Source organism: Streptomyces sp. NPDC048331, from assembly GCF_043201215.1.
GTDB lineage: Bacteria > Actinomycetota > Actinomycetes > Streptomycetales > Streptomycetaceae > Streptomyces.
The window spans coordinates 214,738-236,924 of sequence record NZ_JBICYT010000004.1 but is presented as its reverse complement, the minus strand read 5'-3'; the positions used below and the strand labels follow the sequence as shown (position 1 = coordinate 236,924).

13 protein-coding genes and 2 pseudogenes are annotated in these 22,187 nt (G+C 73.4%); 4 read left to right on the top strand and 11 right to left on the bottom strand.

Annotated features, from left to right (window positions below; genetic code table 11):
- Positions 1–108: 108 nt before the first annotated feature.
- Together ACGFYY_RS09140 and ACGFYY_RS09135 are read right to left on the bottom strand one after the other, a co-directional pair.
- On the bottom strand, positions 109–2,895 hold the full coding sequence (locus tag ACGFYY_RS09140) for a SpoIIE family protein phosphatase (RefSeq protein ID WP_393707817.1): 2,787 nt from the start codon (positions 2,893–2,895) through the stop codon (positions 109–111).
- A 103-nt stretch (positions 2,896–2,998) separates the two neighbouring features.
- Complete coding sequence (locus ACGFYY_RS09135) at positions 2,999–3,958, bottom strand: cyclase family protein (protein WP_393707816.1); 960 nt, start codon at positions 3,956–3,958, stop codon at positions 2,999–3,001.
- 91 nt (positions 3,959–4,049) lie between these two features.
- Here ACGFYY_RS09135 and ACGFYY_RS09130 point away from each other — a divergent pair, with 91 nt between their 5' ends.
- Positions 4,050–5,000: an NAD-dependent epimerase/dehydratase family protein gene (locus ACGFYY_RS09130; RefSeq protein WP_393707815.1), complete on the top strand. Its 951-nt coding sequence runs from the start codon at positions 4,050–4,052 to the stop codon at positions 4,998–5,000.
- A 10-nt stretch (positions 5,001–5,010) separates the two neighbouring features.
- The gene (locus tag ACGFYY_RS09125; RefSeq protein WP_393707814.1) at positions 5,011–8,415 is read left to right on the top strand and encodes an aminotransferase class I/II-fold pyridoxal phosphate-dependent enzyme; all 3,405 of its coding nucleotides are present in this window, start codon (positions 5,011–5,013) and stop codon (positions 8,413–8,415) included.
- A gap of 10 nt (positions 8,416–8,425) precedes the next feature.
- On the opposite strand, the gene ACGFYY_RS09120 is transcribed toward ACGFYY_RS09125, so the two are convergent.
- The 8 genes from ACGFYY_RS09120 to ACGFYY_RS09085 form a co-directional block, all read right to left on the bottom strand.
- A complete protein-coding gene (locus ACGFYY_RS09120; RefSeq protein WP_393707813.1) occupies positions 8,426–9,004 on the bottom strand; it encodes a toxin in 579 nt (192 codons plus the stop codon).
- Complete coding sequence (locus ACGFYY_RS09115) at positions 9,001–9,465, bottom strand: helix-turn-helix domain-containing protein (protein WP_365271542.1); 465 nt, start codon at positions 9,463–9,465, stop codon at positions 9,001–9,003. The genes ACGFYY_RS09120 and ACGFYY_RS09115 overlap by 4 nt, the downstream gene beginning before the upstream one ends.
- A 295-nt stretch (positions 9,466–9,760) precedes the next feature.
- Positions 9,761–10,912 (bottom strand): MAB_1171c family putative transporter, encoded by a 1,152-nt coding sequence (locus tag ACGFYY_RS09110; RefSeq protein WP_393707812.1) that lies wholly within the window; start codon positions 10,910–10,912, stop codon positions 9,761–9,763.
- A 40-nt stretch (positions 10,913–10,952) separates the two neighbouring features.
- Positions 10,953–11,684, bottom strand: coding sequence for a TetR/AcrR family transcriptional regulator (locus ACGFYY_RS09105; protein ID WP_393707811.1), 732 nt, complete (start codon positions 11,682–11,684; stop codon positions 10,953–10,955).
- A gap of 127 nt (positions 11,685–11,811) precedes the next feature.
- Positions 11,812–12,531 (bottom strand): LmeA family phospholipid-binding protein, encoded by a 720-nt coding sequence (locus ACGFYY_RS09100; RefSeq protein WP_393707810.1) that lies wholly within the window; start codon positions 12,529–12,531, stop codon positions 11,812–11,814.
- Positions 12,528–14,789 carry an MMPL family transporter gene (locus ACGFYY_RS09095; protein ID WP_393707809.1) on the bottom strand — a complete coding sequence of 754 codons (2,262 nt, stop codon included), beginning with the start codon at positions 14,787–14,789 and terminating at the stop codon, positions 12,528–12,530. The genes ACGFYY_RS09100 and ACGFYY_RS09095 overlap by 4 nt, the downstream gene beginning before the upstream one ends.
- Positions 14,790–14,873: 84 nt before the next feature.
- A complete protein-coding gene (locus tag ACGFYY_RS09090; protein WP_393707808.1) occupies positions 14,874–16,247 on the bottom strand; it encodes a histidine kinase dimerization/phospho-acceptor domain-containing protein in 1,374 nt (457 codons plus the stop codon).
- Positions 16,244–16,933 (bottom strand): response regulator transcription factor, encoded by a 690-nt coding sequence (locus tag ACGFYY_RS09085; protein WP_393707807.1) that lies wholly within the window; start codon positions 16,931–16,933, stop codon positions 16,244–16,246. The genes ACGFYY_RS09090 and ACGFYY_RS09085 overlap by 4 nt, the downstream gene beginning before the upstream one ends.
- A 192-nt stretch (positions 16,934–17,125) precedes the next feature.
- Between ACGFYY_RS09085 and ACGFYY_RS09080 the strand changes: the two are divergent.
- Positions 17,126–17,933: pseudogene (locus ACGFYY_RS09080) on the top strand (iron chelate uptake ABC transporter family permease subunit); the annotation flags it as partial.
- Positions 17,934–18,082: 149 nt separating this feature from the next.
- Here the strand turns inward: ACGFYY_RS09080 and ACGFYY_RS09075 are convergent.
- Positions 18,083–19,015 (bottom strand): annotated as a pseudogene (locus ACGFYY_RS09075) (aminoglycoside phosphotransferase family protein).
- Between the two features lie 385 nt (positions 19,016–19,400).
- Between ACGFYY_RS09075 and ACGFYY_RS09070 the strand changes: the two are divergent.
- Positions 19,401–22,151: a LuxR C-terminal-related transcriptional regulator gene (locus ACGFYY_RS09070; protein WP_393707806.1), complete on the top strand. Its 2,751-nt coding sequence runs from the start codon at positions 19,401–19,403 to the stop codon at positions 22,149–22,151.
- Positions 22,152–22,187: the final 36 nt, after the last annotated feature.

Here is a 22,187-nt window from a genome sequence, read left to right as displayed (position 1 = left end):
CGAGTTCTTCCCGACGGTACGGGGCACTCTACGGGGACATAGCGGTGCATTCTCGGCATATCGCCGCGCGGTCTGACTCCAATGGCCGAACGGCGGGGGGTTCGGGGGTCATGCCGCGGCCAGGCTGCACTCGGCCCAGATGACCTTGCCGCCGGGGGTGTAGCGGGTGCCCCAGGACTGGGCGAGCTGGGCGACGAGGAACAGGCCGCGGCCGCCCTCGTCGGTGCTCGCCGACTGACGCATGCGCGGGGCGCTGCTGCTGGCGTCGTGCACCTCGCAGATCAGGTTGCGGTCGTGGATCAGGCGCACCCGGATGGGCGCGGTCCCGTACCGGACGGCGTTCGTGACCAGCTCGCTGAGCAGCAGTTCCGTGGCGAAGGCGGACTCCTCCAGCCCCCACCGGTTCAGCTGGCTCACCGAAGCGGCGCGGACCTCGGAGACACGGGCCGGATCGGCGTCGAGCTCCCAGCCGGCGATCCGGTCCGCGGGGACGGCGTTGGTGCGGGCGACGAGGAGCGCGATGTCGTCGTCGGGGTGCTCGGGTGCCACGGCGTCGAGGACGGCCTGGCAGGTTTCCTCGGGGCCCCGGTCCGGGTGGGCCAGCGCCCGGTGCAGGGCGTCGAGGGCCACGTCCACGTCGCGGTGGCGGTCCTCGATGAGCCCGTCGGTGTAGAGGACGAGTTGGCTGTGCTCGGGGAGCCGGATCTCGACCGATTCGAAGGGCAGACCGCCGAGGCCGAGCGGGGGACCGGCGGGCAGGTCGAGCAGGGACACGGCGCCGTCGGGCCGGACCAGCGCGGGCGGCGGGTGGCCGGCGCGGGCCATCGTGCACTGCTGGGAGGTGGGGTCGTAGATGGCGTACAGGCAGGTGGCGCCGACGATGCCGGTGCTGCCCGGGTCGGGGCCGTCCCCGCCCTCCTCGCGGTCGAGGCGCACCATCAGGTTGTCCAGGTGGGTCAGGAGCTCGTCGGGGGCCAGCTCCAGTTCGGCGAAGTTGCGGGCCGCGGTGCGCAGCCGGCCCATGGTGGCGGCGGCGTGCAGGCCGTGGCCCACGACGTCGCCGACGAGCAGGGCGACCCGGGCCCCGGAGAGGGGGATGACGTCGAACCAGTCGCCGCCGACTCCCGACTCGGCGGGCAGATAGCGGTGGGCGACCTCGACGGCGCTCTGCTCGGGGAGCCCGCGGGGCAGCAGGCTGCGTTGCAGCGACAGGGCGAGGGTGTGTTCGCGGGTGTACCGGCGCGCGTTGTCGATGCAGAGGGCGGCGCGGGCGGCGAGTTCCTGGGCCAGCGAACGGTCGTCGTCCCCGTACGGGGTCGGGTCCTGCGACCGGTAGAAGCTCGCGACGCCGAGGACGGCGCCACGGGCGAGCAGCGGGACCGTGATGAGGGAGTGGATGTTGTGCGCCAGGAGCAGTTCGGCGTGCTGGGGGTCCTGGGCGATCCAGCCGAAGGCGGCCTTCAGGTCCTGTTCGAGCACCGGTTGCCCGGTGGCGATGCAGCGCATGTGGGGCGTGGTGGGCCGCAGGGTGACCTGCGCGCCGACCGGATAGAAGGGGCAGTCCTCGCGAATGCCGTGGACCACCGTGCGGAGCATCTCGCTGGTGGGGTGCGGGGACTCCTCCCCGAGCAGGACGCCCCCGGGCAGGTCGATGGTGACGAAATCGGCCAACCTCGGCACGGCCGTCTCGGCGAGCTCCCAGGCGGTGCGGCTCACGTCCAGCGTGGTGCCGATGCGGTTGCTGGCCTCGGCCAACAACTCCAGGCGCCGGCGCGCCGCGACGGCGTACTTGCCCACCTCGGGCTCGCCCACCAGCACCAGCCCCCTGACCCGACCGTCCCGGTCGGGGTCGTCGGCGGGCGGTGCGCCGCGTGCGCGGACCGTCGCGGGATCCGGATCCGGATCGGGGGCGACGTGGGGCCGGAACGCGGGGGGCGCCGTGGCGGGGGTGTGCGGGTGGGTGGGGGCGGGGGCGTGCCGCTCCGAGTCCTCGGGCAGCAGTGCCTCGACGACGACCCCCTCCACCCCGGCGGCGCTCGTCACGGGGCGGCTGACCAGGGTGACCCAGCGGCCGCGGGACAGCGGCACCTCGGCGGCGGCCCGCCGGTCCCCGGACATCAGCTCCGTGGCCTTCTCCTTGAGGGTCGCCTGGTCGCTCTGCTCCAGCTCGCTCCGGAGGAAGTCGGCCATCGCGACCGGATGCCCGTCGAGGCCGTGTTCGTTGCTCCGGGCCAGGTGCGCGGCATCGAGATAGGCCTGCAGCAGACCGTGCTCGCGCGCCGAGCTCTGGTCCATCAGCCGACGCTCGATCGCTTCGGCCGCCTTCCGCACCACGGGGACCAGCGCCGGGTCCGCCTCGGTGTACGGATAGCCGAGGCACAGGACGCCCTGGATGTGTCCGCTGAGCTGGTCCCGCAGCGGGATCGCGGTGCAGGCGCTGGCCTGGGACCGCTCGGCGAAGTGCTCGGCGCCGTAGACCTGGCAGAGCCGCCTTTCCGCGAGGCTGAGGCCGATGCCGTTCGTCCCGGCGAACCGCTCGGCGAACACGAACCCCGGGAGGATCTGGATCGGGGCGAGTCGCCTGACCATGGACTTCTCGCCGAAGCGGCGGGCGAGCACCATGCCGTGACCGTCGGCGAGGCAGATGTTCGTCTGGCTGCCCGCGAAAATGGCCTGGAGGCGGTCGAGCACGGGCTCGGCGGCGCGCAGCAGCGGGACCTCCAGGTCGAAGTCCTGCTCGAAGGGGAGTTCCGACTGGTCCGGCGACAGTCCCAGCAGTCGGCTGCGCTGCCACGAACTCAGGATCGGACTTCTCACGCTCCCCTCGACCGACTCGCCCTGGAGGAATCGGTCACGGAAGCGCACGGGGCCGATGCGGTCTCCGACGACCCCCATGTGCATCACTTCCTCACCGGCGCGCCCTCGATCACCAGATTTGAGTATATTCCTCACATTTCGGCGATGAGGTGTGGGAGCGAAGTGATCAGCGGCCCGGCCGTCAGAGGACCGCGACCGGATTGACGGGCGAACCCGTCCCGCCGGGCACGTTCAGCGGTGCCACGACGAGCAGGAACGCGTAACGACCCGCCGCGGCGCACGCTGCCGAGAGCGGTTCGAGATCGAGGTTGTCCAGCAGCGGCACCCCCATCGCCGCCACCGCGAGCGTGTGGACGGGGGAGTGCAGGCCCTCGACCGGCGAAGGGCGTACGTCGCTGTCCCCGTCGGCGCCCAGCAGCGCGACGGCGCGCTCGGCGAGCAGCGGTACGGCGTGCACGTGCCAGCCCGCGCTCGCCTCGTCGGGATTCCAGGGGCCGAGCCGCCGGCGCCGGCGCAGTGCCCCGGAGCGCAGCAGCACCGCGTCACCGTCCCCGACGCTCACCCCGAGCGCCTCCTCCGCGGCGCGGAGGTCCCGCGCGTGCACCGCACGACCCGGTTCGAGCCATTCGACCCCGAGGACGGCGGGCAGGTCGACCAGGACGCCCCGCGTGACCAGGGGGCCGAGCGCCGACACCGCGCCGAAGCGGGCCCCTGCCGCGTCCACGGACCCCCGCGCCGCGCGCCCGTCGTACAGTCGCCCCCGGTAGGCGATGTGTGACAGTGCGTCGAGATGTGTCACGCCCTTGCCGTGATAGTCCGCGCCGAGGAAGTCCTTGTAGACGGACGGTTCCGGAGCCTGCACGTCGCCGAGGTCGGACATGTAGTGCAGGGCGGGCTTCGCGTTGTCCGGGCCGGGGCGGGTGTCCCAGGGCCGGCCCAGCGGGACGACCGTCCCGTCCCGGACCGAGGCGGTGGCCCCGCGCGCGTGGTCGGCCGTCACCCGGTTCCAGGCCCCGCGGTCGGCCGCCGCCCACCGGCCCCACGTACGGAGCGACGCGAACAGCGCGTCGAATTCCTCGCGGGAGACGGCGGGCCCGTTGCCGGGGGCGCCGCCCCGGGCACCGGTGGGGTCCTCGCTCATCTCCCCAGAGTCCGGCGCCCCGCGCTCCCGCGCCGGCCGGGAGACGTCCTCCGGAGGAGGGGCCGCCGGTCGCCCGCGCTAGGGTGCGCACGTGAGCTTTCATGTCGTCGTAGGTTCTGGTCCCGCCGGCTCCGCCACCGCCCGGCTCCTCGCCGAACAGGGCCGTACGGTGAGGGTCGTCACCAGATCGGGACGAAGTCCGGAACCGGGGATCGAGCACGTCGCGCTGGACGCGACGGACACCGCGGGGCTGACCGACGTCGCGCGGGGCGCGGCCGCGATCCACAGCTGCGCCGCACCGCCGTACCACCACTGGGCCCGCGACTGGCCGCCGCTGGCCTCCTCGCTCTGCGCCACGGCCGAGGCCACCGGGGCCGTCCTGGTCATGCTGGGCAACCTCTACGGCTACGGCCCGGTGGCCGGCCCCCTGACCGAGGACCTGCCGCTCGCGGCAACCGGTACCAAGGGACGGGTGCGCGCCGCGGTCTGGGAACAGGCGCGCACACTGCACGAGCAGGGCCGGATCCGGGCCGTCGAGGTACGCGCCTCGGACTTCTTCGGGCCGGGCGTCACCGACGGCGGCCATCTGGCCGGACGGGTCGTGCCGCCGCTGCTGCGCGGCAAGCCGGTCACCACACTGGGGGACCCGGACGCCCCGCACAGCTGGACCTACCTCCCCGATGTCGCCCGGACACTGGTCGAGGTCGCGGACCAGGAACGCGCCTGGGGTCGCGCCTGGCACGTCCCGACCCGGCCGCCGCTGTCCGTAAGGGAGATGGTCGGGCGACTCTGCGCCCAGGCGGGAACAGGACCGGTCGCCGTGCGCGGCCTGCCGGCCGCGGTGGTCGGCGCGGCCTCGCTCTTCTCCCCGCTGATCCGCGAACTCAACGAGATCCGCTACCAGTTCGACCGTCCGTTCGTCGTGAATTCGAGCGCGTACGAGACGGCGTTCGCGGTACGGTCCACCCCCGTCGACGAGCAGGTCAAGGAGACCGTCGCATGGTGGCGCGAGCGACTCGCGGCCGGCGATCGACACGGGTGACAGGACAGGGATGGATCAGATGGAGGACCCCAGGCCACGGCGGGAGGACATCGCCGTCGTGGGGATGGCCTGCCGATTCCCGGGAGCGCGCAATGTCAACGAGTACTGGCGGCTCCTGACGGCCCCACAGGCCCAGTTCAGGACGATCCCGGACTCGCGCTGGCACACCGAGGCCTTCCTGAGCGACAGCCTCCGTGATGCGTCGGCGGCGTACACGGACACCATGGCGCTGTTACCGGACGTGGGTCACTTCGACGCGACTCATTACGGCATCCCCCCGCGACGGGCCCGGGCGATGGACCCGCAGGCCCGGCTGCTCATCGACCTCGCCCGCGAGGCCATCCAGGACGCGGGGTGGGAGGCCGACGGCTTCGACCGCGAGGAGACCTCGGTGATCACCGCGCTCACCGAGGGCGGTTACCGCGAACTCAGCACCCTGCAGATCCGGATGCGCCAGCTGGCCGGCGGCGAGTTCGGGGCGCGGCTCGACCAGCCCCGCCCGCAGGACGCGGTCCGGGCCGTCCACGGGCTCAACGGCACCTCCGTGGCCGGGCTCCTGCTCAACATGGGGCCCAACACCATCAGCTCGGTCTTCGACCTGCACGGGGAGAGCTACGCCCTGGACTCGGCCTGCTCGGGCGGACTCATGGCCGTGGCCAACGCGGTGCACGCACTGCGCGCCGGCCGCTCCCGCATCGCCCTCGCGGGCGGAGCGCAACTGGTACTCACCCCCGACCTGCTGGTCGGGCTGTGCCGGATCGGCGCCATCTCGCGCAGCGGCCGCTGCCTGCCCTTCGGCGCGAAGGCCGACGGCTTCGTCCTGGGCGAAGGAGCGGGTGTCCTGGTACTGCGGCCCCTGACCGACGCCCTGGCGGCGGGCGACCGGGTCTACGCGGTGATCCGCGGCGTGGGAACCGCCAACGACGGGACCGTACAAGGCGGTATGCACCCCCAGGCGGCCGGTCAGCTCCGCACACTGCGCCGCGCCTACCGGGACGCGGGACTCGCCCCGGACACGGTGGGCTACCTGGAGGCGCACGGCACCGGGACCACGGTCGGGGACCCCGTCGAACTCGGTGTCCTGCGCGAACTGCGCGGAGAGCGCCCCGAACCCGCCTACCTCGGAGCCGTGAAGGCGGTGGTCGGTCACTCGCTGAACTCCGCGGGGATCGCCGGGCTCATCAAGTCGGTCCTGGCCGTGCAGCGGGGCGTGATACCTCCGCAGCCGGAGTGCGACCTCGCCGATCGCCCCGCGCTCGACGCCGCTCGGCTGACCGTGGCGACGGCCCCGACACCGTGGCCCTTCCGCGCAGGGCCGCGCCGGGCGGGGGTGAGCGCCTTCGGCTTCGGCGGTACCGGCGTCCACCTGGTCGTGGAGGAGTGCGCCCCGCCACCGGTCGGCCCGGCCGCGCAGGCGACGGCGGACCGCGCACCGCACGTACTGGCCCTCAGCGCCCGGGACCGGGACGGACTGGTCCGCTACGCCCGGGAGCTCGCGGACACCATCGCCGAGGACCGGCCCGCGCCGGCCGTGGTGGCGGACACCCTCGCGCGTCGCACACCGCTCACGCACCACCTCACCGTGGTGGCGCGGGACGTCGCCGAGGCCACCGCCAGGCTGACCGCGGCGGCCGCCGCGGTAGCCGCCGGACGTACCGACGAGCTCGCGCGGTACGCCGAGTACGCCGAGTACGCGGAGCACACCGAGCGCGTCCCGGCGCCCCGACCGCCCACGACGGTGCGGACACCCCCGTGCACCCTCCCACCGAGCCCGCTGGCCCCGCGCCGCCACTGGGTCGTGGACGACGCGGCGCGCACGGTCCCGGTTCCCGCCGGGTCGATACCCGCGGCGCGGGCCGCCGGGCCGGGCCCCGAGGGCGAGCGAACCACACCCCCCGGGGCCGCCGGGTCCGCCGTGCTCGAAGAGATCTCGCGGACCGGTGTCTTCCCGCTCTCCGAGCTGAGCGGGCACCTGGCCCTCGTGGCCGATCTCGGGTTCGACTCCCTGATGCTGCAGGAACTCGCGGTCAACCTCGCCCGACGGATACCGGGATTCCGACCCGAGGGGCTGTTCTCGCCCGATCTCACCGTCGGCGGACTGATCGGACTCGTCGATCCGGAGGCCGCCCCGGAGTGCGGCCCGGACCACGTGCCGCCACCGGCCTCCGGCGGACCGGCCCGCCGGCGGGAGAGCGCCCCTTGGGACGTCGGGACGGCGGCCGTGGAGGAGTTCCCGGAAGTCGGTGAGTTCGAGCAGCGTCTCGGCCGGATCGCCGACACCGGTGCGGACAACCCGTACTTCCGGGTCCATGAGGGCACCATCCGCGACACGACCGTCATCGAGGGACGCACCCTGCTGTCCTTCGGCAGTTACAACTACCTCGGGCTCTCCGGCCACCCGGCCGTCGACGAAGCCGTGCACCGGGCGGTGGACCGGTACGGCACCTCGGTCTCCGCCAGCCGCGTCCTCTCGGGCGAACGGGACCTGACCGTACGACTGGAACGGGCCCTGGCCGACTTCCTCGGCGTCGGCGACTGCCTGGCACTGGTCAGCGGCCACGCCACCAACGTCACCGCGATCGGGCACCTGGTCGGCCCCGAGGACCTCGTGGTGCACGACGCGCTCGCCCACGACAGCATCCTCCAGGGCTGCGCCCTGTCCGGGGCGGCGCGACGCCCCTTCGCCCACAACGACATGGGCCAGTTGGAGCACATGCTCCGGCTCAACCGGTCCCGGTTCCGGCGGGTACTGATCGCCGTCGAGGGCGCCTACAGCATGGACGGCGACCTGGTCGACCTGCCCGCCGTGATCGAGCTGAAGAAGCGCCACGGCGCCCTGCTCATGATCGACGAGGCCCACAGCATCGGCACCGTCGGCGAACGCGGCCGGGGCGTAGGCGAGTTCTACGGCGTCGACCGGTCCGACGTGGACCTGTGGATGGGCACCCTCTCCAAGGCCTTCGCCAGCTGCGGCGGTTACCTCGGCGGCTCGGCCCGGACGGTGCGCTGGCTGCGCCACACGCTCCCCGGCTTCGTCTACAGCGTCGGCCTGACACCGGCCAACGCGGCCGCGGCGCTGGCCGCCACCGAACTGCTCACCGCGCAGCCGGAGCGGGTGCGCGCGCTCAGGCGCAACTCCGAACTCTTCCTCGGGCTCGCCGCCGCGGCCGGCCTGGCGACGGGCACCAGCGGCGGCACCCCCATCGTGCCCATCCTCCTCGGCGACTCGACGAGGACCCTGCGCGTCGCGGACCGGCTGTTCGCCCGAGGCGTCGTCGCGGACCCGATCTTCCATCCCGCCGTCGAGGAGGGGCTGTCGCGCCTGCGGTTCTTCGTCACCAGCGAGCACCGCGAGGAGGACATCGGACGGGCCGTGTCGATCCTGGCCGAAGAGGTGGCGGCCGCCGGACGCTAAGTGATCCATCTCAGATCAGGGTGCGTTCGATGCGGCTGAGCGTGGCGCTCCTGGTGGGGTTGCCGTCCTCGTCCACCGCCGAGGCGGGCGCCGCGGCGTGCCGCTGCTCGGCGTCGCCGATCCGCTGGGACAGCAGGTAGGCGATGATCTCCGCCTCCTGCTCCTGGACGTCGTCGTAGGTCGCGCGCAGGAGCATGTCGCGTACGAGTTGGGGGTCGAGGTTGGGGAAGAGGAGGCGCGCGGCCGCCTCGTCCAGCCCGCCTGCCCCGCGATGGCAGCAGATGATGTGGCCCAGCTCGTGCAAGATGATGTGCTCCTGATGCGCGCCGGTGGTGTTGGCGTCGTAGAAGATGAGGTCCTCGTCGCGGGCGGCCACCCACATGCCGCACGGATGCGACGAGGGCATCTGCATCGGGACCAACGTGATCGGACGGTCGCGCACCTCGCCGAGGTGGCGGCACAGCTCGGCCACGTCGGTCGCCGTCGGCAGATCGAGTTCGGCGATCCGCCGCGCGCCCGCCTTCCGGAGCTTCTTGAGCCGGCTGCGGCGCTCGTGATCGGCCGCCCGCTCCTTGCGGGCGCCCCTCATCCCGGGTCGGAGGGGTCGGCGACGGGCGGCAGGCCCTGCATCTGCCGGTACTGGTCCATGATGGCCGTGATGGCCTGGAGGTTCTCCTTCTTCATCCCGGCCGCCCGCATCGCCACGGCGCGTACGCCGGACTGCCGCAGCGCCTCGATGGCGGCGAGCTCGCCCAGCACGGACTCGGCGACCTTGTCGTCGAAGAAGTAGGCGACCGAGACCCCGAAGAACCGGGCCAGGGCGGCCAGCAGGTCGGGTGAGGGGTTGGAGCGCTTCCCCGTGCGCAGCTGCGACAGGTACACACCGCCGACCTTGAGTTCGGGGTTCACCCGCTTCAGCTCGTCCGCGACCTCGGCGTTGGTCCAGTGCTTGCCCTTGGGGCGGACCGTGCGGAACAGGTCGTCGAGGCGCGTCGCGAGCAGGGGGCGTTCCTCACTCCCGTTCTCGGTGTCCTTCTCGGTCCCGGTCATGGTGAACCATCCTCCCGTCGCCTCCTCGGCATAACTCTCAGCTATACGCCAGTTTCACAGATTAGCGGTCAGTTGACAATTGACCAGGACTCGGCGAACGTGGGGTCCGGCCGATAGCTGGCAGCTAACTTGCGCTCACGGGGGACGCACAGTTGGTCGCCGGACATCGGACTGGCCCGGCCCTCGGGGGATGGGCCGGGCCAGTCCGGGCGGGAGCCACCCGTCCGGCCGCAAGACAGCGGGGAAACGGGATACCCGCCCGGTTTGACGGGGGATGCAAACCGGGCGGGAGTTCTCAACTCGCCTTGTCGAGCTTACTGTAGGCGGCTGCCACTTGGGTGAGCCATGCGAGCTCTGCCGCGAAGTTGTTCGTGTCGCGGTCGTCGAAGTCACCCGCGTCCTTGTTGTTCTGAGGCACCGTGTCGGTCAGTTTTGCCTGCAAGGCGCGCTTGATCTGTGCGGCTTCGGTGAAGGCCTGCCGCGATTCCGCGTTCGCCTCCTTGGCCGGATCGCACCCCTCGCCGGCGGTCCGGTCGATGTACGGACGCAAGTCCCGCCACCCGTCCCGTATTTCGACGACCCGGCGGTGCAGCCGGTAGTCGAGGTCGGACACACCGGCGCCGGGCGGCTCCAGGGCGATGTCCGGGGAGGACTCGTACAGGTCCCGCCAGAGCGGGTAGAGCGCCCGGTACGACCGGTACGTCCGGGCCCACTCCAGGAGCCGGGTCGCGGCCGGGCCCCAGGAGGAGTTGGTCAGGCTGAGCGAGAGCAGGACGATGCCCGCGGCGCTGAAGACCGAGGCGGCGACCTTCCAGACGCCGATGTCGACCCCGAACGCCGCCGTGAGGATGTTGACCGTCCTGGCCAGGCAGTAGAGGAAGAGGATCACGGCGGTGACCGAGAGCAGCCGCAGGGCCTGGCGCAGCGAGGCGTTGTCGGTCATCCGTGCGTACGGGCCGCACTGGAGGTAGATCGTGACGCACGGAATCGCCTGGGAGACGATGAACACCAGCAGGTAGGTGAGCAGCAGCGGTTCGCTGGTGCCGTCGAAGTCCGAGGCCGGCCGACCCGTGCCGTCGGCGAGGAGGAACAGGGCCGTCAGCAGCACGTCGAGGGCGATACCGGTGATCAGCCAGTAGCGGGTCCTGCGTACGGCCCCGGCGTCCGCCGCGGCCCACCGCAGCAGGATGATCTGCGCGCTGACGCAGAAGGCGACCGCCGACAGGTGCATGAGGAGCACGGCGAGGTTTCCGACTCCCAGGAGGGGCGCGCCCCCCATGGCCAAGGCCCCCATGGTGAAGGTGAGGCACTGGAGCAGCAGAGTGGCGATCAGCGTGCGGTACGCGCCGTCCTTCCAACTGCGCCGCGCCTGGCCCAGCCGGTAGACGAGCGCCGCGTACGACGAGAGCGACGCGATGACGAAGCAGAGGGTTCTGGTGGTGTTCACGTCCTGGTTTTCTGCCGGTGCCGCGCGGGCGGCGGACGGTTCAGTCGGTGGGCTCGGCCGAGGGGACCTCGAGACCGATGCTCTCGGCGGCCACGGCGATGGCGTAGTCGAAGAACGCGGCCTCGTCCCGGACGCTGTCGTGGGTACGGCTGAAGACCTGGAACACCAGGAGGCCGATCAGGTTGCTCCACAGGACGATGCCGCGCTCCACGATGTCCGAGAAGGGAGCCTCGGGCGCTCCGCCGAAGAGCTGCAGGGCCTCCGGCAGGAGCAGCGGCGGACCGGACACCGGCCGCCGGGGCGGGGTGAGTTCGCCGGCCTCCAGCGCGGAGCGCACGATGCCGGCGAGGACCGCGGGGGTGCGCGAGGCCGCCGGCACCGTGTCCTGCGGGGCGTGGTAGCCGGGTACGGGTGAGCCGTAGATCAGGGTGAACTCGCCGGGGTGGTCGAAGGACCACCGCCGCAGCGCCCGGGTGACCGCGAGGAGCCGGGCGCCCCCGGACGCACCGGCCTTCGTGGCGGCGCCGTCGGCCTGTTCCATCGCCTCGCCGGACGCGTCGTAGGCATCGATGACCAGGGCGGTCAGCAGATCGTCGCGGTGCGGGAAGGCCGCCTCGACATCGGCGACGGAAAGGCCACCCGCGCGCGCCACGGTCTCCGCTGACAGCCCTGCGGCGCCCAACTCCCGCAGTTGCCGACGTGCGATGTCCTTGATCACCACCGCCGGGGTGTTGTCGTCGTCCTCGGTCGAACCGCTTGTGGAAACATCCATGCCGGAACCGTACCCGCCGACACCTGCGGGAGCCCGAACGGATTCTCGAACGCCCTGGTCATGCGCTGGGATCCGGCCACCGGGCGGGTACGGAACGTTCCGGACGAATGCGGTCGAGCGGAGGGCGTCAGGTGTCCGACAGGGTGCTGGGACCGCCCGTCAGCGCGACGTGCAGGCCGTCCGACCGGACCTCGGCGGAGGTCGCGACGAGCCCGAGCGGATACTCCTTCGGCGCTCCCGACTGCGGGCCGAGGCCACCGGTGGCGATCCCGAGCCGGTCGGTGGGGACGGAGCGGCCGAACAGGGTGAGCCCGTCGACGGCGAGGGTGACCTTGCCGTCCGCGAGCGCCGGACGCAGCGTCAGCCGCCCGAGGCCGCCCGGGCCGACGTCCGCGAGTACGGTCCCTCGCGCCGGGTCGGTGGTGACCGCGGCCACCGCCACGGACGGCATGGCGGCGCGGATCGCGGCGGCGAGGGACCGAGTGGAGACCGTCACCTCGGCGTGCGTGCTGCCCACGGTGGCCTTGCCGCCGAGGCGGACGTCTTCCAGTCGTGCCCGGACGCGGACCTGGGAGAGCCGCCCGACCTGGGCGTCGTCGCTGCTGATGTCGAGCCGGGGAATGCTCTCGTGCGCCAGGTCCCACAGGGCCCAGCCGCCGGCGACACCGACCGCCACGTCGTCGCCGAGGCCGGGAGCCGCCCTCAGCACGCGGCTGTGGATGACGCCGCGGACGGTGTACTCGGCCGCTCCGGTGGCGACGACGGCCAGCAGCAGCACGGTGGCCGTGATCGTGAGGACGAGATGCCGGCGCAGGACCGCCCGGGTCTTCGTCAGGGCGTGCTTCATCGCCGTTCTCCTCGGGCGGGTGCGAGATCGGGGGAGGCGCCGGGATCCGACGCGGGAGCGGATCCGGCGACGGGATCGGGCGCGTCGGCGGGGCCTTCCGGGTCGAGGTGCGGGAGGAACCGGTCCAGCCGGCCCGGGAGCCACCAGTTGGCGCGCCCGAGGAGGTACATGGACGCGGGTACCAGGATCAGGCGGACCACGGTGGCGTCGATGACGACACTGACCCCGAGGCCCAGCGCGAGCATCTTGACGGCGACGTTCGTGGAGAGCAGGAAGGCCAGGAAGACGCTGGTCATGATGAGCGCCGCGCAGGTGATGACACGGGCGGTGGCGGCGAGGCCGGTGGCGACGGCCAGGTGGTTGTCCTCGGACTGCAGCCACGTCTCGCGGATCCGGGAGAGCAGGAACACCTCGTAGTCCATGGAGAGCCCGAAGACGATGGCGAACATCATCATCGGTACGTAGGACTCGACGGGCACCTTCTCCCCGATACCGAACAGCGCGCCTCCCCAGCCCCATTGGAAGACCGCGACGACCACGCCGTAGGCGGCGGCGATGGAGAAGAGATTGAGCACGGCGGCCTTGAGCGCCACCACTGGGCTGCGGAACACCGTGAGCAGCAGCAGGAACGCGGCGGCGACGACCACGGCGATGATCAGGGGCAGTTTGGCGGTGAGGGTGTCGGTGAAGGTCTGGGCGGCGGCGGTCGTGCCGGTGAGGTAGCCGGTGGCTCCGGTGCCCGACAGCGTCCGGGGCACCGTCTCGTCCCGCAGGGTGTGGATCAGGTCCGCGGTGGCCGCGTCCTGCGGGCCGGTGGTGGGAACGACCGTGGTGATGAGCAGGGCGTGGTCGGGGCTGGTCACCGGAGGGCCGACGGAGGCGACGCCCGGTACGGCGGCCAACTCGTGCTGGAGCGAGGCCGCGAGGCCCTGGCGCAGACTCTCGCTCTCGGCGTGCCGGCTGTCGAGGTGGGTGACGACGGTGAGCGGGCCGTTGGCACCCGGGCCGAAGTCCTCGGTGATCAGGTCGTAGGCCCGGCGGTCGGTCCGGCTCGTGGACTGGGCGCCGGCATCGACGTGTCCGAGCTGCATGGACGCGAGGGGGACGGCGAGTACGCCGAGTACGAGCAGGCCGCCGGCCAGGAAGAGCCAGGGGCGGCGGCTCACCCGGAGGGCCCAGCGGTGCCAGAGGTCCGCCTCGCCGGTGGGCTCGGCGACCGGCTCTCGGACGTGGAGGCGGTCGATCCGGTGGCCGAGCAGACCCAGCAGGGCGGGCGTCAAGGTCACCGACGCGGCGGCGGCCACGAGGACGCTGAGTCCGGCGGCGACGCCGAGGGCGCCGATGAAGCCCACACCGGAGGCGCACAGCCCGCACAGGGCCATGGCCACCGTGGCCGCGGCGACCAGCACGGCCCGACCGCTGGTGGCCACCGTACGGCCGACCGCCTCTTCGGGGTCGGCTCCGGCGTGCAGCAGGGCCCGGTAGCGTGTGGCGAGGAAGAGGGCGTAGTCGATGCCGACGCCGAGGCCCATCATCGCGGCCAGGGTCGGGGCGGCCTGGGCGAAGCTGAACTGCCCCGCGAGCAGTCCGAGTCCGGCCAGGCTCACGGACAGGCCGAGCACGGCCGTCACCAGGGGCAGGCCGGTGGCGGCGACACTGCCGAAGCCGATCAGCAGCACGAGCACGGCGACGGCCAGCCCGATCGTCTCCGAGGCCCGGTCGGCGGACTTGGGGGTGGCCAACTGGCCGAGCGGGGCCCCGTACTCGACGGTGACGTCGTCGGCGCGCAGCGGCTCGACGGCGGTGTCCACCTCGGCGAGGTAGGAGGGGTCGAAGCTCGCGGGGTTGCCGTCGAAGCGGACGGTCACCTGGGCGGTCCCGCCGTCCGCGGAGACGGCCCCGGGGGTGGTGAGCGGGTCGGCCACCGACAGGACGTCCGGGAGCCGGCCCAGGTTGGCCACGGCCGTGTCGATCGCCGCTCGGTGATCCGTGACCGCGCCCTCGTCGGAGGTGATCACGATGGCGGAGGCCGTGCCGCCGGCCCCGGCGGTATGGGCCGTCAGCAGGTCGGCGCCGGTCTGCGTGCTGGTACCGGGGAGGGAGAAGCTGTCCGCGTAGGTGCCGCCCCAGGCGTGGTTGGCGAGCCCGAGGCCGACCAGTGCCAGGACCCACAGGGCGACGACGCGCCAGGCGTGCCGGGCGCACCAGCGCCCGCTCCGGTGGAGGAGCCCCGGCCGCCGGGCCGATTGAGTGTTCATGGGGCCACTGTGCGCGGTGTGTGTAAGGGGGCCGTGGGCACATTGTTCGGGGACTGTAAGGGGACCGCCGCCGCGCCCGGGCGCTCAGGCGGCGGGCGACGACGGGAGGGTGACCGTGAAGCAAGCGCCGCCTTCCGGACCGTGCCCCTCGACGCGGATGCCGGCGCCGAGCCGGCCGGTCAGGCGGTGGGCGATGGCGAGCCCCAGGCCGCTGCCGACCGGGCGGATGCCCCGGTAGCGCTCGTGGAGGGCACCGTGGTCGAAGGCGACGCGTACGTCGTCGTCGGTGAGGCCGGGCCCGCCGTCGCGGACCTGCAGCTCCGCCCCGCCGCCCGGGGCGGCCGGGCGGACGGCGAGGACCAGGGGCGCGCCCTCGGGGGTGACGCGCAGCGCGTTCCCCACCAGACCGTCGAGCAGCTGCCGGACCCGGAAGGCGTCCGTCGCGACGACGACGGGCCCGTCCGGCCGCTCCAGCCGGAGATCGACGCCGTGGCGCGCGCACAGCCCGGTCCAGAACGCCGCGGCCTCCGAGAGCAGCGCGCGGAGGTCGGCCGGAGCCACGTCCAGGCGGAAGTCGTCGGCCTCCAGCCGGGCCAGGTCCAGCAGGTCCTCGAGGAACCGGTCCAGGCGTCGGGTCTCGTCGGCCAGGATGCCGCCGACCTCGGGCACCCGCTCCGGCTCGATCAGGCCGTCGGCGAGTGCCTCGGCGTACCCCTGGAGCGCGGTCAGCGGGGTGCGCAGGTCGTGGGAGACGGAGAGCAGGAACTCCCGCTGGCGGTTTTCGCTGTGGGCCAGCGCCCGGTCCAGGACATTGAGGGCGCGCCCGATGTCCGCGGTCTCCCGGGGGCCGTCGACCGGGGCCGGTACGCCGCGTTCGCCGTCGGCGAGCCGGTGCGCGATCCGGGCGGCCGTCACGAGCGGACGGGAGATCCGGCGGGCCAGGAGCGCTCCGGCCAGGGCGGCTCCGAGCATGCCGAAGACCAGCGGCACGATCACGTTGCGGCGGATCCGGTTGGTGTTCTCGGTGACGACCGCGTACGGCTCGGTCAGGACGACGGCGCCGCCGCGTACGCCGGGCCGCCCCACCAGCAGCACCTCCTGGCCGCCGAGGATGCCGGTGGTGGAGACGGGCCTGCCCGCCAGCAGGGCCGATGTGGACGTCCTGTCGACGGCCGGGCCGGCGGTTCCGCTCACGGTGCCGTCCTGGGCGATGACCGCGAGCTGGACCTCGTTCGGTCCGGCCAGCACCTGGGCACCGGTGAAGAGCGCCTCGGAGACGGCCGGCAACCGGCTGAGGACCGTCGCCTGGCGCGCGAGCTGATCGCGTTCGCGCTGTTCGGCGCCGTGCGCGGCGGTCTGCCAGGCGATCAGTCCGGTGAGCACCACCGCGAGCGCCGCCACGACGGTGGTCAGCACCACGATCTTGCGGGCGAGGGAGCTCGGGCGGGGGCGGTTCACGGGCCGGGAGCCGTCGCACTGTAGCCGACGCCGCGGACCGTACGGATCGGGCTCGCGTCGCCGAGCTTGGCGCGGACCTGCGAGACGAAGACGTCGACCATGCGGGTGTCGCGGTAGCCGGCGTACCCCCACACCTGGGCGAGGAGTTGCTCGCGGGTGAAGACCTGGCCCGCGTGCCGGAGGAGGTGGCAGAGCAGGTTGAACTCGGTGGCGGTGAGCTCGACCGGCTCTCCGTCGCGGCGCACGGTGCGGCTGACCGGGTCCACGCTGATCCGGCCACCGGTGATCCCGGGCGGTGGTCCGGGCGGGCCGGCCGCGCGGCGCAGTACGGTCTTGACCCGGGCGACCAGTTCGCGCGGGGAGAACGGTTTGGTCAGATAGTCGTCCGCGCCGAGCTCGAGGCCGAGGATCCGGTCCGCCTCCTCACCGCGTGCGGTGACCAGCAGGATCGGTGTCCAGTCGCCGGCGTCCCGCAGGGCGCGGCAGAAGGCGATGCCGTCCATGCCGGGCAGGCCGATGTCCAGGACGATCGCCACCGGGTGCAGGCGCCTCGCGGCCGCGAGACCGGCGACCCCGTCGGCCTCGACGTGGACGCCGAAGCCCTCGCGGGTCAGGTAGAGGCGTTGCACGTCGGAGATGTGGCGCTCGTCCTCGACGATCAGCACGAGGCCCCTGGACTCCGTCATCACTGCCTTTCAGCCGCGGTTGGCAGCACCGATGCTAACCGCGCCGACCAGCCCTTCCGGTGGGCGCGCCGTCATCCGTACATTCCCCGAACAATGCGCGGGGCGTGCTCCTCGACCCAGGCATATGTCCGACGTACGGATGTGGCCGATTCTCGCTCTTGCGGTCGCCTGGTGAGGAGTGCTTGCCAGGCGGTCCTGGCCGGCGTGATCGTTGCCGCCGTGCTGGTGGGAGACAGCGAACTGCTGCTCGTGACGTACTGAACTGGGCCCAGGGCCGGGCCGGCCGGACGACCACCTTCGTCCTCGACACCCGGGTGCCCCGCGTCGTGGCCGCCCTCCTCGCCGGCGCCGCGCTGGGCGCCGTGCTCCTCGTCACGACCGTGCCCGTGGCCGGATCCTGGAGTGTGGCCGGCGCCGCCTTCGCGGGCGCCGCCCTCAGCTCGGTCATCGTCTTCGGGCCGGCCGCGCACGGCGGGTTCCAGCAGAACCGGCTGGTCCTCGTCGGGTTCGGCGTCGCCACCGCGGCGGCCGCCCTCGTCAGCCTCCTCATCATCCTCACCGACCCGTTCAACGCCACGAAGGCGCTCACCTGGCTGTCCGGCTCCACCTACGGACGGACCCTGCCCGACGTGGTGCCGCTCGCGATCGTCCTCGTCGTGGGCCTGGTCGTCGCGGTCGCCCGGCGCACCGAACTCGACCTCGTGTCGCTCGACGAGGACACCCCGAGGCTGCTCGGACCGAGCCTGGGGGGCAGCCGCTTCGGCTTCCTCCTGCTCGGTGTCCTGCTCAGCGCCACCGCCGTGGCCGCCGCCGGCACGATCGGCTTCGTGGGACTCGTCGCACCGCACGCCGCCCGCGCGCTCGTGGGCCGGCAACACCACCGGGTCGTCCGGTCACGGTGCTCCTCGGCGCCGTCCTCGTCTGCACGGCGGACCTGGTGGGCCGCACCGTGATCGCCCCGGCCCAGCTCGGCGCCGGCCTCATGACCGCGTCGCGCGGCCCGGGTTGTCGAGCCGGGACGGAACGGGGCTGTGCCCGCCCGATGGGCCCGCTCGCACGCGCCGACCTGATCGGCCTGGACGCCGTCCTGAGTGGTGTCGCCGCACCCGCGCCGCGCCGCGTACGGGACCACGAACCCCGTGGGCGGGATCAGGCGGGCCGCGCCAGAGACTGCGCCAGGTGATCGACGAATTCCGTGATCCAGTCGAGCACCGGGCCACTGCGGGCGACCCGGAAGCCGTGCCGACGGCCTCAGAACGTCGCCTGGACGGCATGGAGTTGCGCCCAGCGCCGCACGCGCTCGCGGTCGAGCTCCGCGGCCTCGGCGAAGAGTTCCAGGGTGCGGTGGACCGCCCTGCCGAGGTCATCGGCTCCGACGAGGGACAGCGCACGCGTCTTGAGCAGGGTGCCGCCGTCGTAGGCGGGGTCTCCCACGTAGCCCTTGGGGTCGACGGCGAGCCACGGCTCACGGTCCGCGCGCAGGATGTTCCTTGCGTGGAGGTCGCCATGGATCAGGATGTCGGGCTGGGTGCGCCCCAGCTCGTGGACGGTCGCCACCGCCGCGTCCACCACGTACGGCGGCATGGTGTGTGCCAATTCCGCCCGATCGCGGCGGAGTTGCTCCTCCCAGGAATCGCTCCGCTCCCGTAGCCGGGGCAGATCGGCCGGTGCGGGGACGGCCAGTCGGCGACTCAGCCGCCCCGCCACCGTCACCACCTCGTCACCGTCCTGGACCTCTTCCAGCGTCGATGTCCGGACCCGCTCCAGCAATATCGCGAAACGCTCGTCGTCGCGCTCGTGCAGGAGGACGGCACCGTTCCCGCCCCAGGCTTCGAACGCGTCCGGCTCATGGACGTTGCCGGGATGCGGGAAGGACACCTTCAACACGGCTGATCCCGCGGACCACCGCAGCACCGGAACGATGATCCCGACACCGCCGTGCATGACCGCGCCGTCCGGTACGCACTCCCAGCGCTCCAGTAACTCGTCCACGATCCGCGGCAGTTCGGCGAGCCACGCCGTTCCGGCCGCGCCCTCGCGCTCGACGGTGCTCCGCGTGAACACCTCGGGTGTCCGGATCATCCCGGTACCCTACGCCGGGCCTCATGATCGATTCCTCCGCCCGTCCACGGGCCGAAGCCTTCGTCGCCGCGGGACGCGGGGACCGGCACCGTCGCCAGTGGCCCGGACGACGTCGGTGTGCACGTGCACCTGGAGCCGGAACACGAGCGGGTGAGCCTACCCGTCGAAGCACCGCACCCCTGGAGCGGCGCCGCATCAGCCCTTCCCCAGCGGCCCGCGCGCGAGCGGCCACCGGCGGGCCAGGAACGCCCACGCGCTCGCGAAGCCCCGGGCCGCCGCGCCCCGGACATCACCCGGAGCGGGTGACACAAGTGGTGATCACGACCGATCACCGGTTCAGTGGGAACGTGGGCCGATCACAGTCCGTACCCCGGCGGGAACCCCGGTGACCTCCACGGGCCACCGCGCGCCGACCGGCGACCCCATGCTCACGGCCAGGTTCGCGCCCCCGGCCGTGCCGAAACTGCTGGTCCACCGGCCCGAGCTGCTGGAGCGACTGACGGCCGGGACACAGGGGCCGCTCACCCTCATCAACGGTCCGGCCGGCTCGGGCAAGACGGTGCTCACCGCCCACTGGGCGGCCGACGGAGGCGCGACACGTCCCCCCATGTGGCTCACCGTCGAGCCCGACGACGCCCCCGGCGCCTTCTGGGCGTACGTCCTGGAGGCCCTCCACCGGGGCGGGGTGGCACTCCCCGCAGAGGTGGGCAGGCCGACCCGGGCCGAAGGCGTCACCCGGTCGTTCCTGGTGCGGCTGGCGGACGGGCTGGCCGCTGCCGCGCAGCCCGCGGTCCTCGTCCTCGACCAGTTCGACACCACCCAGCCGCCCGCGACGAGCGAGGGGCTGGACTTCGTACTCCGGCACGCGGCCGGCGGACTGCGCATCGTGCTCACCAGCCGCTCGGACTCCCTGCTGCCCCTGCACCGCTACCGGGCGGCCGGCGAGATCACGGAGATCCGGCACGCCGACCTCAGATTCACCGACGCGGACGCCGAGGCGCTGCTGAGCGAGCACCACCTGACCGTCTCACCCGCCGGAATCCGCCTGCTCATGGAGCGGACCGAGGGATGGGCGGCCGGTGTACGTCTGTGCGCCCTGGCGATGCAACGCAGCGCGGATCCGGAGGCGTTCCTGCGCCAGTTCGCGGCCGACCGCACCACGATCGCCGACTACCTCCTCACCGAGGTCCTCGACGCACAGCCACCCCCCACCCAGGACCTGCTGCTGCGCGTCTGCGTCACCGACCGCGTCCACCCGGATCTCGCGGACGCCCTGACCGGCCGCGACGACGGCGCACGGACCCTGGCCGGGCTGGCCCGCGACAACGCGTTCCTGGAACAGATCGACGCCTCGGCCTGGTACCGGCTGCACCCGCTGTTCGCCGAGGTGCTGCGCGCACACCTACGGCAACGCCGCCCCGGGCTGGAACCACACCTCCACGGCCGTGCGGCGCGCTGGCTCGCCCGGACCGGCCGGCTCACGGAGGCGGTGCTCCAGGGCGCCGCCGCCGAGGACTGGGGGTTCGCCGCGGCGCAACTGGTCGACAACCTCGCCCTCGGCCGCCTCCTGACGGGCCTGGAGGCGGACCAGCTGGTGCGGGCCTTCGCCGGGATGCCGACGGTGACGCCCGGGCCCGCGCCCGCACTGGTCGGCGCGGCCTGCCGGCTGGCCGAACAGGACCTGCCCGGATGCGAGGCCGCACTGCGACGGGCGGACGCCGCTCTCGCGGACGCGTCCCCTACGGATACGGACGACCCGCTCGCGGACCCCCGCGGGCCGGCGGCACGCTTCGGCCGCGCCTTCCTCGGCGTACTCGCCGGCCGGCCGGCCGATGACATGACGGCCACCGAACGGGCCGCCGCCGACGCCGATCGGCTGCTGCGGGAGCTGCCGCCGCACCTGCTCGCCGAGCGTCCCGAACTCCGCGCCCTGCTGCTGGCACATCTCGGCGCCGTCGAGCTGGGTGCCGGCCACCTGGACCGGGCCGCATCCACCCTCGCGGCCGCCGTCGCCGCGTGCGGCGCACCGGGCACGGAATCCCCGCTCAGCGACGCACTCGGCTCACTGGCCCTGACCGAGCTGGCGCGCGGCCGGTTGTCGCGGGCGGCCGAGCACGCCCACGCCTCCCTCGCCGTCGCCGAGCGGTCCGCCCTGCCGGCCGAACACCGGGCGGGGACCGACCACCTCGTCCTGGCCGCCGTGGCCGTCGAGCGGTCCGCCCTGCCGGCCGAACACCGGGCGGGGACCGACCACCTCGTCCTGGCCGCCGTGGCCGTCGAGCAGGACGACCTGCCGGCCGCCCGCCACCACCTCGACCTGGCCACCGCCGCGACCGGGCCGCGCCCGGATCCCCCGACCGCCGCCAGGGCCGCCGTCATCGCCGCCCGGATCGCGTCGGCCGAGGGCGACGGGGACGCCGCGCTTGCCGCCCTGCGCGCGGTGGACCCGGCGGAACTGCCCGCCTGGGCGGCGGACGAGCTGGCCGTGGCCGAATCGGCCGTGCACCTGGCGGGCGGCGACGCGGCCGCGGCCCTGCGGGTGCTGGACGCGGTGGAGGCCCCGGACGGCGACCGGCCGGAGCGCGCGCTGGTCCGTGCCCGGGCCCTGCTGGCCGCCGGCCGGGGCGCGGAGGCGGCGCGGGCGCTGGCGGGCATACCGGCGGACGACGCGGTCCCGACACCCGTACGGGCCCACGCGTGCCTGCTCCACGCGCGGATCGCCGAGGCGGACGGCGACTCCCAGGAGGCACATCGACGCCTCGGCCAGGCTCTGGACCTCGCCCGCCCCGAGGAACTGCGCCGGATGTTCGTCGAGAGCGGTCCCCGGGTGCGCCGGGCGCTGCGCCAGGACCCGCCACGGGCCGGCTCGCCCGGCCGGTCGACCGCCCGGGCCCCGGCCCGTACGGCGCGCGCACCGCGGGCCGACGGCCGGCCGACAGTCGTGGAAGCGCTGAGCGCACGGGAGACCGAGGTGCTGCGCAAGGCCGCGGAGCTGCTGTCCACCGAGGAGATCGCCGCCGAGCTGTACGTGTCGGCCAACACGGTCAAGACCCACCTGAAGAGCATCTACCGCAAGCTCGGCGTCACCCGGCGCAGCGAGGCGGTCCACCGGGCACAGGACCTCGGGATGCTCTGAGCCGCGGGGGGACGCCACGGGACGCCGCGGGACGCC

Excerpts from the sequence above, each read along its gene's own strand:
- ACGFYY_RS09140 (WP_393707817.1), bottom strand. The coding sequence starts at position 2,895 with ATGGGGGTCGTCGGAGACCGCATCGGCCCCGTGCGCTTCCGTGACCGA.
- ACGFYY_RS09135 (WP_393707816.1), bottom strand. The coding sequence starts at position 3,958 with ATGAGCGAGGACCCCACCGGTGCCCGGGGCGGCGCCCCCGGCAACGGG.
- ACGFYY_RS09125 (WP_393707814.1), top strand. The coding sequence starts at position 5,011 with ATGGATCAGATGGAGGACCCCAGGCCACGGCGGGAGGACATCGCCGTC.
- ACGFYY_RS09120 (WP_393707813.1), bottom strand. The coding sequence starts at position 9,004 with ATGAGGGGCGCCCGCAAGGAGCGGGCGGCCGATCACGAGCGCCGCAGC.
- ACGFYY_RS09115 (WP_365271542.1), bottom strand. The coding sequence starts at position 9,465 with ATGACCGGGACCGAGAAGGACACCGAGAACGGGAGTGAGGAACGCCCC.
- ACGFYY_RS09105 (WP_393707811.1), bottom strand. The coding sequence starts at position 11,684 with ATGGATGTTTCCACAAGCGGTTCGACCGAGGACGACGACAACACCCCG.
- ACGFYY_RS09100 (WP_393707810.1), bottom strand. The coding sequence starts at position 12,531 with ATGAAGCACGCCCTGACGAAGACCCGGGCGGTCCTGCGCCGGCATCTC.
- ACGFYY_RS09095 (WP_393707809.1), bottom strand. The coding sequence starts at position 14,789 with ATGAACACTCAATCGGCCCGGCGGCCGGGGCTCCTCCACCGGAGCGGG.
- ACGFYY_RS09085 (WP_393707807.1), bottom strand. The coding sequence starts at position 16,933 with ATGACGGAGTCCAGGGGCCTCGTGCTGATCGTCGAGGACGAGCGCCAC.